Origin of the sequence: Acinetobacter sp. YH12129 (assembly GCF_013418685.1) — a bacterium.
In the GTDB taxonomy this organism is placed as follows: Bacteria; Pseudomonadota; Gammaproteobacteria; order Pseudomonadales; family Moraxellaceae; genus Acinetobacter; species Acinetobacter amyesii.
The window spans coordinates 66,700-78,629 of sequence record NZ_VPBP01000003.1 but is presented as its reverse complement, the minus strand read 5'-3'; the positions used below and the strand labels follow the sequence as shown (position 1 = coordinate 78,629).

10 protein-coding genes are annotated in these 11,930 nt (G+C 39.1%); 6 read left to right on the top strand and 4 right to left on the bottom strand.

The annotated features are described in order from the left end of the window. Window positions 1-155: 155 nt before the first annotated feature. Together FTU65_RS02820 and FTU65_RS02815 are read left to right on the top strand one after the other, a co-directional pair. Window positions 156-950, top strand: a complete 795-nt coding sequence (locus tag FTU65_RS02820; protein WP_180066359.1) for a hypothetical protein — start codon at window positions 156-158, stop codon at window positions 948-950. Window positions 951-1,192: 242 nt separating this feature from the next. Further along, window positions 1,193-1,603, top strand: coding sequence for a hypothetical protein (locus FTU65_RS02815; RefSeq protein WP_180039684.1), 411 nt, complete (start codon window positions 1,193-1,195; stop codon window positions 1,601-1,603). Between the two features lie 49 nt (window positions 1,604-1,652). On the opposite strand, the gene FTU65_RS02810 is transcribed toward FTU65_RS02815, so the two are convergent. Next, a complete protein-coding gene (locus FTU65_RS02810) occupies window positions 1,653-1,991 on the bottom strand; it encodes a hypothetical protein (RefSeq protein ID WP_168379311.1) in 339 nt (112 codons plus the stop codon). Window positions 1,992-2,652: 661 nt separating this feature from the next. On the opposite strand from FTU65_RS02810, the gene apbC reads away from it, so the two are divergent. Beyond that, on the top strand, window positions 2,653-3,924 hold the full coding sequence (apbC, locus tag FTU65_RS02805) for an iron-sulfur cluster carrier protein ApbC (protein ID WP_180064936.1): 1,272 nt from the start codon (window positions 2,653-2,655) through the stop codon (window positions 3,922-3,924). 501 nt (window positions 3,925-4,425) lie between these two features. Here apbC and FTU65_RS02800 read toward each other — a convergent pair. Genes FTU65_RS02800 through FTU65_RS02790 form a run of 3 tightly spaced genes read right to left on the bottom strand, consistent with a single transcriptional unit; the run spans window position 4,426 to window position 7,914 of the window. Continuing rightward, window positions 4,426-6,438: a TRAP transporter permease gene (locus FTU65_RS02800; RefSeq protein ID WP_180064935.1), complete on the bottom strand. Its 2,013-nt coding sequence runs from the start codon at window positions 6,436-6,438 to the stop codon at window positions 4,426-4,428. After that, a complete protein-coding gene (locus FTU65_RS02795) occupies window positions 6,435-6,929 on the bottom strand; it encodes a DUF1850 domain-containing protein (RefSeq protein WP_257222191.1) in 495 nt (164 codons plus the stop codon). The genes FTU65_RS02800 and FTU65_RS02795 overlap by 4 nt, the downstream gene beginning before the upstream one ends. Next, window positions 6,907-7,914 (bottom strand): TAXI family TRAP transporter solute-binding subunit, encoded by a 1,008-nt coding sequence (locus FTU65_RS02790; RefSeq protein WP_067764588.1) that lies wholly within the window; start codon window positions 7,912-7,914, stop codon window positions 6,907-6,909. Before FTU65_RS02790 ends, FTU65_RS02795 begins: the two co-directional genes overlap by 23 nt. Window positions 7,915-8,344: 430 nt before the next feature. Here FTU65_RS02790 and FTU65_RS02785 point away from each other — a divergent pair, with 430 nt between their 5' ends. From FTU65_RS02785 to FTU65_RS02775, 3 genes are all read left to right on the top strand, one after another. Next, the gene (locus tag FTU65_RS02785) at window positions 8,345-8,938 is read left to right on the top strand and encodes a LysE family translocator (RefSeq protein ID WP_078192265.1); all 594 of its coding nucleotides are present in this window, start codon (window positions 8,345-8,347) and stop codon (window positions 8,936-8,938) included. Window positions 8,939-9,050: 112 nt separating this feature from the next. Next, window positions 9,051-9,620, top strand: a complete 570-nt coding sequence (gene dcd / locus FTU65_RS02780) for a dCTP deaminase (protein WP_005008040.1) — start codon at window positions 9,051-9,053, stop codon at window positions 9,618-9,620. Between the two features lie 244 nt (window positions 9,621-9,864). After that, a complete protein-coding gene (locus FTU65_RS02775) occupies window positions 9,865-11,925 on the top strand; it encodes a hypothetical protein (RefSeq protein ID WP_180021280.1) in 2,061 nt (686 codons plus the stop codon). The last annotated feature ends 5 nt before the right edge of the window (window positions 11,926-11,930 follow it).

Below are 11,930 nucleotides of genomic sequence, written 5' to 3'. Positions count from 1 at the left end.
TTCGTATTTATGCAATGGGCTGTAATTTTACATGAGATAGCCAGTACTTGCACAAGGGAATAGGTGAAATCTTTGCAAAAGTAAAAAAATCTATATTGCTGACACAATTACAGTGATAATAGGGCATAACTGTGATGCCTAAGAGTAACAAGCCCATGTATGAAGATGACTATGAAGACGATCAGCCAATCACTCGTATTCCTCAAAATGAACAGTGTCATAAATTGGGGCATCACATTATCAAAGATGCGCAGCAATATTTAGAACAGATTTCAGCAGATGAGCATGCCTTACTGATTCAAACTCTGCGTCATTTGGCACAAGATGAGCCTTATTTCGATATTTTGGCCGATGAATTAGATCAGCCGGTAGAAATGAAAGTAGCGAATGATGCTTTAAATTTATTGTATTTTTGGCAACTGCTTCATCAACATGAAAATGATGCAGACTTTGATTTTCTGAATGTCATCAATAGCGAGTTTTTCCAAACTGAAATGTTGAAAGCCTTTGATGCTTTGAATATTGGTGAACATAAAGCAGCGCGCCGTCAGGTACTTTTAGATGCATTTAAACTGTATAAATTAGACATTCATGCAGGCTGTATCCCAGTGTTATATGCACAGCTTGAAGGCATCTTGACAGACGTGCTGATTCAAACGGGTTTCTTAAGTCAAAATGGCACTAAATTTGTCGATGTCTATAAAATTGTACCGGGGCTTAAAGGCAGTGAAATTAAAAGCCTTTGGCACAAATCTAAAATTGCCAATGAGTTAAATCCGTATTTTGCCGAATTGGCGGCCTATCAAATGGATAACAGCTCTACCGTAGCGATGACCCGTCATAATATTTTGCATGGTACCGATGTCGCGCATTTTAATCAGGGACGGAGTTTTATCCTGTTTATTTGGCTGTTTTCCGCAGTGAGCTTTATGAGTACGGTCAGCAAATAAGTTTAATTTCAAGAGATCAATGCATAGGAGTGGCATTGATCTCTTTGCATTACATCATCCTTTAAAATTAAAAGCATAGAGTAAAATCGACCATACATATTTGTATCAAGCCATTGTGAAAATAGGCAATCACATGGCGTTTTCCTGTGGTTGATTTGTTTCTAAATGCGTCTATTTCAGGTATCTGCTTCAAATCGCGTTATAACTATTGTTAGGCAATAACTGAGAATAGGGTGAGCGAGATGACAACAGAAAGCACATTAAATGATTTAAAAAATAAAGCATCAGAACTCGGTGATGACATACAACTCAAGGCCAAAGAGGCGCAACTAGAAGGCGAAAAAGCACTCGATGGTGCAAAGCATAAAGTTGAAGAGCTCAAGCTTGAGGGTGAAAAAGCCTTAAATGAGGCCAAACATGAACATGCAGAACAGCATGCAGAACAGCATGCAGAAACCAAAGACCGTCTAGAGCAGTTAAAAGCAGAAGCGAGTCATAAATTTGATGAAGCCAAAGTCAAAGCAGCTGAACTTAAACATGAGGCTGTCGAAAAATTTGATGAACTGAAGGTGCAGGCGACAGAGAAATTTGACGAGTTAAAAAAGAAAGCCTCTGACACACTGCATAAGTTTAAAAAAGATGACCAAGCTTAATTGGGTCTAATGAAAAAAGCCGCTCTATCTTGAGCGGCTTTTTTAGGTTTCATTGCTTTAATCCATCTAAATTTTCAGTCTTAATATTTTTGACTTGATCATCGACTACGGTAATCACGTAGCGCATATTGGCAATTTCATAGGTGTAATCTACCGCCAATTTTGCAGGCTGATTTTTCTCTTGCAGCGGATAGGACACCATTTTCATCGGAGAGGCTTGCATACGCGAGCGCATGAGATCGAGGCTATCACCAATCGCTACAGTTTGTCGGTCAGGTGTTTGAATGGCTTCAGTCATAACTTCTGCATGGGCTGCTGAAGTCAGGAGCATCAAGGCACATAAAGCCGTTTTATACATATTCTTCTTATACACAGTCTTCTGATACATCGTCATCCCCATTTTAAAAACTAAAAAGCACAAAATGTGCCTTTAGATTGCACATCCATCGCTTTGATTATTCTGTTGAAACGATTGAAATATAAACTGAAATTACGCTGTAAAAGTATGGTTGATATGTAATCAATTTAAAATTTAATGGCTTTGGTTTAGCCGCATAGATCAACTATAAGGGCATTTTAAGTGGCACACGCTTGAAAACTTGCTTGAAAGCTGACTAAATTACTCACTGATGTTACGCAGTAACATCAGACGCACCGTTTGCTTCAAATAAAAGAATGATACGCGGTAAGGTCATCCGCAAGTGTTTGAGACAGGACTCCTTCTAATCAAAAATGGTTTTGCGATACTTTGAATAATTTGACGCTAGTGAACGAGTTTTGCGGATGACAATGGTTTTGGGTACTTTTGCCAAAACAAAAGTACCTCCAGCCGAAGGCTAATCTCTTTATTCAAACCCTAGATATAAGACTCCGTTGAATAGACTTAAAAATCATTTTTAAAATGCGAAATTACTTTTAGGTGCGTAACATCAGTTACTCAACTTTATAAGCTTATAGGGATAAGTCATTCATCTCCCTCTTACTCTGGGGCAGATGAACAGGTAAACTATCGCTATTATCTTTTGATGTTCCTGTTTGGAGACAACATAATGTCGTGGCTTTCTTCTCTAAAATCTGTGTTTTCACCCTCCCAAGAGGTGAAAGAGGAGGAAATCCAACAGGTTTTACAAAACTATGTACTTCCCAATTCGAATAATGCCTTAAAAGACCGTATTACTCAGGTGAATGTGCAAGGTCAGATCTTACAGATCACGATTAATACCTTTCCTTCAGAAGCCGATGACTTACAAAAAATCCATGATGATTTGGCCGATGCATTGGAAAAATGTGGCATCACAGAATTAAATATGCACGTGATTCAACAAAAAACAGGGCATAAATCTGAAGGTGGTTGTGGTCATCATAATGCAGAGGGCGAAAGCTGTTCTAGCCAAGAAAAAGCAGAGAGTTCAGCAGCCAAAAGCCAGTTACCTCCAGTTGTGGATGCGTCTGCGAAAACACCTGAAGCAGCTGCTGAAGTTGATCCGAATAATCCGCCGATTCAAAAAGCGGCTCCACAACAACGTGATGTACCGAAACACCCACGCATTCAAAATGTAATTTTAGTGTCTTCAGGCAAAGGTGGTGTGGGTAAGTCAACCACGACAGTTAACTTAGCTTTGGCATTACAGCAATTGGGGCTAAAAGTTGGCGTTTTAGATGCGGATATCTATGGTCCAAGTATTCCAACTATGCTCGGTAACGCTGGCCGTACGCCTATGATTGAAGCTGAGCAATTTGTTCCTATTGAAGCTTATGGTTTGGCAGTCTTATCGATTGGCCATTTAACAGGTGATAACAATACCCCTGTGGCTTGGCGTGGGCCGAAAGCGACGGGGGCGTTAATGCAGCTCTTTAACCAAACTTTATGGCCTGATCTGGATGTATTGGTCATTGATATGCCACCAGGCACAGGTGATATCCAGTTGACGCTTGCACAGCGTATACCGGTGACAGGTGCTGTGATTGTGACGACACCACAAAATGTTGCATTAATGGATGCGACCAAAGGCATTGAGTTGTTTAATCGTGTACATATTCCCGTGATGGGCGTGGTTGAAAATATGTCGACTCACATCTGTTCGAACTGTGGGCATGAAGAGCAAATCTTTGGTACAGGTGGTGGCGACCAACTTTCAGCCCAATACGACATTCCGCTCTTAGGTCGTTTACCGCTGAATGTACAAATTCGTGAAAATGCCGATGCAGGGAAACCATCTGTGATAGCAGGTGATGATGCTGCTGAAAGCTACATGGCGATTGCACAAAAAGTTGCAGATGCATTACCTCAGGCTGAAAAAGATAAAAACCGTATTTTCTAAGGGTGAACTGAAATTTAAGTTGATCGTATTAAAATCTGGCCTCGTGCCAGATTTTTTATAACGTGGTATTGGGAGTGTTTGAAAATTATGAGTACTGAACTTTAGACATTCAACGATGTCTATGAATTACACATCTAAAAAACGATTTGCACAATTTCTTATTTTTCCTGCGATTATAAGCCGTCTGCCAAGGATAAAATTCTTGAGGCATATCAAAGGATGTCGCGTTTGTACTTAGTTTTTACAAAATAGCTTTCACGATATTTCTATTATTTTGGCTAGGATCAATTCTTTGAACGGCAGTAACTGTACAAACGCATTGTGTCTTAGATTTTTTGCCAAATGTCCTCTGTTACAAGGGGCTTAGCATTGAAAAAATATAGAGGAACAAATAATTTTAAATATTATTTGAAGTCATTAAAACCCACCCATCAAATGAGGGTACGCCTTAGTCTAAGAAATTAAAAAGCCCGGTAATTACCGGGCTTTTTAATTGGTTTTTTAGGAGGAAAGAGACGGGTTTGCTTTACGTTTAGCAGTGATAATATTCACCGTAATTACGATGATGACCATGATAATGCCTACAATATCTGTAATGGTTTCTGGAATAATCATACACAGCGCACCCACACCTAAAAAAATACGCCAGAACCAGTTGAGATAAGTCTTGAAATAACCTTCAACTGCGGAGCCTAAAGCGAGAATTCCTATCACTGAAGTGACAGTAATACTCACTATAGTTGTCCATGCAGGAAAGGCAAATTCTCGAGCATTGACTGCAACATTGGTGGTATCAATCATCAGCATGGCAGGGTTATAAACGAATAAAAATGGAACAATAAAACCAGCAAGAGATAGTTTTAAGGCCTGAAACCCAGTGCGCATTGGATCACCGCCTGCAATTCCTGCGCCCGCAAAGGCGGCAAGGGCAACTGGTGGGGTGATGTTTGCAAATAAACCAAAATAGAACACAAACATATGCGCGACTAATACAGGGATATCAAAGTTTGCGAGTGCTGGTGCTGCCATGGTGGCAGTAATGATATAGGCCGGAATAGATGGAAGCCCCATGCCTAAAATCATCGATGCAATCATGGTTAAAAATAAAGTGAGAAAGAGACTACCTGCACCTAAACTCATAATTGAAGAAGTCATTACTGAACCAAAACTTGTCAGACTTACTACGCCGATAATAATACCAACGACAGCACAAGCAGCCATCACAGATAATGATTGTTTGGCTCCATCAACGAGCGCATCTAAAATATCTTTTACACCCATTCGTGTTGATTTTCTTAAAGCTGCTACAAAGATGGTCAGGACGATGGTGTAGACAGCAGCATAGCTCACAGGAATATTTTGAAATAAGAAAAAGACCAGTGCCAAAATTGGAATAAGTAAATGTCCACGCTCTTTTAGAACTTCTTTTACTTTAGGTAAATCAGCTTTAGGTACGCCTTTCAGATCATCTTTACCCGCACGGAAATGAACTTGAGCCATGACGCCAAGGTAATACAATAAGGCAGGTAATAATGCGGCTAGTGCAATCGTGCCATAACTCACGCCAGTTGTTTCGGCCATAATGAAGGCACTCGCACCCATGACTGGCGGCAAAATTTGTCCACCGACGGATGCACTGGCTTCAACGGCACCAGCAAAATTCTTGTGATAACCAATTTTTTTCATCAATGGAATGGTAAATGAGCCTGTGCCAACAACATTGGCAACAGCAGTTCCATTAATACTGCCCATAAATCCACTTGAAATTACAGCAACTTTGGCAGGACCACCTTGTTTATGACCCGCCAATGCCATGGCAAGATCATTGAACAATTTCCCCATACCTGATTTTGCAAGAAAAGCACCAAAAAGGATAAATAAGAAAATAAAAGTGACGGATGCACCAATTGCCGAAGAATATAAGCCTTCGGTTTTTAAATACATATGTCCGAAAATGTCGCTGATGGTATAAGGGCGAGTAATTAATCGATCTGGCAACCAATCAAAGTGACTGATAAATGTATAGGTCAGGAAAATTAAACTTAAAATGGGCAGCATCCACCCCATGACCCGGCGAGTTGCTTCTATGACTAATACCACACTCATAATTGCAAACGCGATATCTAAGGTATTTGGAATACCACCTCGAGTGGTCATAATAGATTGATATTCTTTCCATAAATATAAAAAACTGAAGATGGAAAGCAAAGCCAAGAACCAATCGAGAAGTGAAATATGCTGCCGGGAGCTTGCTTGACGAGCTGGGTAGAGTAAGAAAATGAGTGCTAGGCCAATAGCGACATGGGCTGCACGCTGTATTAACTCAGGTAAAGGATTAAACGTAATAAATAAATGAAATAATGAATAAAAGATCGCTACAAATGCAACAAAGTAGGTAACAGATTTGCTCATATTGATTCGAGTAACAGATTCCCGATCAAATTTTTCTAATATGGCTTGTTGTTGTTTCTCATCGAGTTGTTCTAATACAACTTTATCTTCTTTGGAATTCATAGGCATTCTCCAATCCACCAAGACTTCCATTTGGGTTGATATTGAACCGAGATGTTGACCAAACTATAGTCTGGGTAACTTTGAAAAATAGACCAAATTTTTTGGTCAGCGAGGATCGTGCCTTGCATATTTCTAGAAATCACCCAGTTGATTTCATCTATATTTTGATTGACCCGCATTCTAATCACACCATTTTTTTGAAACTCAATGGGATAATTTGAGGGTGTACCTGCACCAAATGAAATCAAATCGGTGTGGCGCAGTAAAAACGTATTCTTTTGACGCTGATATTGTTCAGACCAAGCCGTCTTTTCTACTGAATGCTTCCACTGTAAATCAAATTGATCAGTTGAAATTTTGCATATATCAGTTTCAACTCTAACCTGCGTATACAGTGTTGGATAGCTAGCATAGATTAAGAAGAACAATATAAAAAATGCAGTATAAACTGCATTTTTTTGAAGCTTATTATTTTTTAGCCACTTCATCATAGTAGCGTTTCGCGCCTGGATGTAGAGGCGCTACAAGGCCTTGTTGAGCACCTTCAAGCGTGATTTCTGTTGCTGCTTGGTGTGAAGTTGCCAATTGAGGCAAACTGTCAAAGAAAGTTTTTGTTAGTTTGTAGACATCATCATCCGATATATCTGTGCGAACAACTAATGCATTTTTAATTGCGGCAGTTTGAATGTCCGCAGTATTGCCATATGTGCCTTTTGGAATAATCATCGGTAAGAAATAACTTTGATCTTTAGCTATTTCTTTGACTTTATCTGCATTGATTGAAACTAACTGTAGATCAAAGCTTTGTTGAAGTTCCATGAGTGATGAATTTGGAATGCCACTAGTCAGGAATGCTGCATCAAGCTTGCCACCTTTTAAAGCATCAGCGGCTTCAGCATAGCCTAAATAATCAACTTTAATATCTTTATAGGTGATTCCAAAACCATTCAACAGTGTGCGTGCATTTACTTCTACACCTGAATTTTGTGCACCCACAGCGATACGTTTACCTTTCAAATCTTCGATATTTTTGATCCCTGATTTTTTAGAGGTTACGATTTGTACGTAGTTTGGATAAAGCGCTGCGACTTGGCTGACATTCTCAACTTTACCATTTGCGAAACTTCCTGCTCCGTTCAGTGCTTCTGTTAAGCTGTCACTCATAACAAATGCCATTTCAACTTTATTCTGTTTGAGAAGGTTTAAGTTTTCGACTGATGCACCTGTAGTTTGAGTCTTAGAATTTACACCAAAAGTTTTGTTATAAATTTCTGCAAGACTCGTCCCAATCACATTGTAAGGTCCTGATGCTCCGCCAGTTGCAATGGTTACGAACTTGGTTTGAAGTTTGTCAGATGTAGCAGTTTCTGCGCTTTTTCCTTCCGTGGTATTTTTTGAAGTAGATTGATCATTTGAGCAAGCAGTAATACACGCCAAAGTAACCGAGAGTAACGTGAGTTTTGTCCATTGGTTCATAGAAACGTCCTTTTACACATAAATTTTGAATATTGATTTGATGAGTTTTAATTTCCACTACTCAATTGAACATAACTTAATCAATTATTTTTGAAAAGTATTTTTTTTTGATTTTTTAGTCTCCAATAAATAATGGTTATGCGTAAGAATGGCATGGAGCTATATCGTTTATTTTAATAATATTTTGTTACGTGTAAAAACTGTAGGGTATACATGGAATCATGTGAAATTTCTTTTATAAATATAAGTTCAAGATATTTCTTTGAATTGTAAGGTGCTCTGAATGACTGTTCAGCTAAGGTTTTGTTTTTCTATTTAAGTTACTGAATTTATAATTAAATAAGGAGTTTTTTATAAGCATTTCTATTTTTTATTTTGCTAATACGAAACAACTGAATTAATCTTCGCGGATTAAGTTTGAGGTCAAAGTATGATTTCATGGTTTTTTATTGGTCTAGTTATCAGTATTTTGTTAACGCCAGGACCAACCAATACCTTACTCGCATCTTCGGGTATTCAAGTTGGGCTACGTAAATCATTCCGACTCATTCCAGCGGAAGCCTTTGGTTATCTTATTTCGATTAGCCTATGGGGTTTTCTCATTGGTAAAATTTCCGTACATCTGCCTTTACTGCCGACCATTTTAAAACTGTTTAGTGCTGGCTATATTCTATTTTTGGCTATGCGATTATGGCGTACAGCAACTGTTGCTGAAAATTTTAATCAAAAGGGCATTCGTGCACGCGAACTCTTTGTTGCGACGTTATTAAATCCTAAAGCACTATTATTTGCATCTGCGATTTTTCCTGCATTGGCTTGGCAAAATGCGCAGTATTATGTAGCTCACATGCTGATCTTTTTGTTGTTGATCGTTCCTATTGCATTTTTTTGGACCTTCCTTGGTTCCGTTTTGGCATCGAATAAAATTAGTTGGCTCAATCAAGCCAATTTACAACGAACAGCATCGCTAGTCTTGGTCAGTTTTTCGATACCACTGAGTTATTCTGCGATTTTAAAACTCTAAAATGATTTGAAAATGACTAAATCCGCTTAGTTCGGCAAAGCTTATTTTCATTAAGTCGGATTTCAGTTAAAGTACCACGCAATAATTGATTTAAGTTTTTGGATAGAGATAAATGGCTATTAAGTCTGATCGTTGGATTCGCGAAATGAGCGAAAAACACGGCATGATTGAACCGTATGCAGAAAACCAAGTCCGTTATGATGAAAATGGCGAAAAGCTTATTTCGTATGGCGTGTCGAGCTATGGTTATGACGTGCGTTGTGCTCGTGAATTTAAAGTCTTTACCAATGTTCATTCAGCAATTGTTGACCCTAAAAACTTTGACGATAAAAGCTTTATTGATATCGAATCAGACGTTTGTATCATTCCGCCGAACTCGTTTGCACTAGCACGTACAGTCGAATATTTCCGTATTCCACGTAATGTGTTAACCGTTTGTTTAGGTAAATCAACCTATGCTCGCTGCGGTATTATTGTCAATGTGACACCTCTTGAACCAGAGTGGGAAGGTCACGTAACTTTAGAATTTTCAAATACAACCAACTTGCCTGCACGTATTTACGCGGGTGAAGGTGTCGCACAAATGTTGTTCTTTGAATCAGACGAAGTGTGTGAAACCTCTTATAAAGACCGTGGTGGTAAATACCAAGGTCAAACCGGTGTGACATTACCGAAAGCTTAATCCTTCGGATTGAGTTTAAAAAAGCGGGCGAATTAGCCCGCTTTTTTGTTGGGTCATTCATCGGAAAATAGACCATTCGGTGGGGAAGTTTTTGCAATTGAGTAATTATTCAGCATAATAAAAAGTTAAGTGACTGGTCTATCACAAGTCTCCATTTAAGGAATAAATGGACAATAACATCAAAGCCAGTTCTCAGGAATAAATATAAGAGAGATGCAGAGCATCTGATAAAAGGAAGGTCGAGATGACTCAATTCACCCAGGCTAAGTTATTCCGCCAGAGTTGCTTAGCAGCCGCAGTCAGCATGTTCGCTGCACCATCTGTTTATGCGCTTCAAGATTTATCAGATGAAGCACTTTCAGCCACAACGGGTGAAGGTGTTGCACTCACTTTAGAAAATTTCAAAATGGTCTTTCAAGGCCCAAATGACCGTTCTACAGCTTCTAGTTATGCGTCAGGTATGGTTGATCCAGGGAAAAACGATACAGGTTTTATTCGGATTATTCCTACTGGTGAAAACTATGAACAATTAGGGCAGCGTGCTTACGATAAAATCTACAAAGCAGCTTATGTTGATGCTTATCAGCAAGGCCGAGTTACGGGCTATAACGGTGTTTATGACTCAACTTTCTTAAGTTCTAAAAGCACTTATGAGACCAATAATGCTACACGTATTACCAATGAAACCATAACAACATATTCAACAGAATATCGTGGTCGATTAGTACAGTCTTATCTTGAATCGCCAACGATGAAGGCATATTACGATCAGCGTTATAAAGACTATTATAATGGGTCATCGTGGTTAATGGATTTCGAGGAAGATGGAACAACGAAAGAATCAATTACTCCAGGACTAAAAGAAAAGTCACAAACTGCTGCTTTAAAAAATACCTATGAAATGATTGAGTTACTATACGGTAACAATAGTACGGGTAATTTACCGACCACTTCGACTTTTTATAAAAATTATGTCTCAGGAAAAATTACACGTTCAAATATTATAGATACGACAAAAAATGCTCAGTTGAATGCCAAAGCGGCAGAAACCCTCAATCAGTTGGCAACGGACTATGCCAAGCTTGAAGCTCAAAAGGCGAGTGATTCAGCATTAGCAACTGTGAAAAAAAATGCTGAAATTACAGCAAAACAAATTGCCTCGACTGCGACCGTATCGAGCCTCAGATCGAAAGCAGATGTTTTTATTTATGGTTTAGCATTATCCAATAGCAAAGACAAAAATGGCAAAAGTTCATTAGCGACGCGCTATACAGACCAAGGGTTTAATTGGGGGACAGCTGAAAATCCGTGGCTTTTCCATGCGGGAAATCAAGATGTTGAACAATTTGCGAAAGATAATAAGGGGAATGTTGGTTACTTAGCCATTGAGGCACCATTAAAGAAAATTGCGGCAGATGATGCATCTAACAACATCAAACTTGGTTTGTGGATGGATGTATTTTCACGGTCTTTGAATTCAAGCAATGTTGTTGATCCGATTACCGGTGCGCCGACCAGTGGCTTGGATAAAGACTATCGTTTACGTACTCAAATTGTTGCGAATGGTTTGAGCTTCAATGGTTCACAAGTTCGAATTTTTCAAACCCTAAAATCAACCAATACCAATTACAACCAAACCTTAGGTTTAGCTAGCCTAATTCGTATTAACACCAACGATCGTGCTGAATCACTCAGTATTAATGATGGTGATTTGGATGCTCGCGGCATGCGTATCAGTACAGCTGCACGCCCTGAATTGGATGATGGAACAGCAGCGACACCAGCGATGGATCGATCTGCAGCTCCAATCTTTCATGAAACTGAAGGTCTATATTTATATAGCCCAAACATCAATTTAGTTTTAGGCAATATGTATCAGCCCTTTATTGTGGGGTCGGAAGGTCGAAATATTATTTTGGAAGTGACACGTATTCCAAATGTACCTTCTATTTACAGTAAAATTTATACTTACTATACGGATATCGCTGGTAATACCACAGGTACATCGGGTTTAACTGCTGCAGACTTTAAAGGTTCAACCTGTAATGTCTATAGTTGTGGCACGGAGTTAAAAGCAAACTCTTCAGATGCGACAGCACTATATCAAGGACGTAATGCAACACACAGTAGCATTGCGATCGGTACAGTAGAGCGCTTGCCTGGTAATCTGTTGAATGCAAAAAGTACGGATACTGCGACAGGTGTGGTGTTTAAAGGTGTCAATGGACAAAGCACGAATTTAGGATCTGTTGCCATAGATGGCGTATTGATTCAGCACTTAAAAATAAGAACAACAGGGCTGTAGGAGAA

Coding starts and splice junctions, on each gene's coding strand:
- FTU65_RS02820 (WP_180066359.1), top strand. CDS start 156: ATGTATGAAGATGACTATGAAGACGATCAGCCAATCACTCGTATTCCT.
- FTU65_RS02815 (WP_180039684.1), top strand. CDS start 1,193: ATGACAACAGAAAGCACATTAAATGATTTAAAAAATAAAGCATCAGAA.
- FTU65_RS02810 (WP_168379311.1), bottom strand. CDS start 1,991: ATGTATCAGAAGACTGTGTATAAGAAGAATATGTATAAAACGGCTTTA.
- apbC (WP_180064936.1), top strand. CDS start 2,653: ATGTCGTGGCTTTCTTCTCTAAAATCTGTGTTTTCACCCTCCCAAGAG.
- FTU65_RS02800 (WP_180064935.1), bottom strand. CDS start 6,438: ATGAATTCCAAAGAAGATAAAGTTGTATTAGAACAACTCGATGAGAAA.
- FTU65_RS02795 (WP_257222191.1), bottom strand. CDS start 6,929: ATGATGAAGTGGCTAAAAAATAATAAGCTTCAAAAAAATGCAGTTTAT.
- FTU65_RS02790 (WP_067764588.1), bottom strand. CDS start 7,914: ATGAACCAATGGACAAAACTCACGTTACTCTCGGTTACTTTGGCGTGT.
- FTU65_RS02785 (WP_078192265.1), top strand. CDS start 8,345: ATGATTTCATGGTTTTTTATTGGTCTAGTTATCAGTATTTTGTTAACG.
- dcd (WP_005008040.1), top strand. CDS start 9,051: ATGGCTATTAAGTCTGATCGTTGGATTCGCGAAATGAGCGAAAAACAC.
- FTU65_RS02775 (WP_180021280.1), top strand. CDS start 9,865: ATGACTCAATTCACCCAGGCTAAGTTATTCCGCCAGAGTTGCTTAGCA.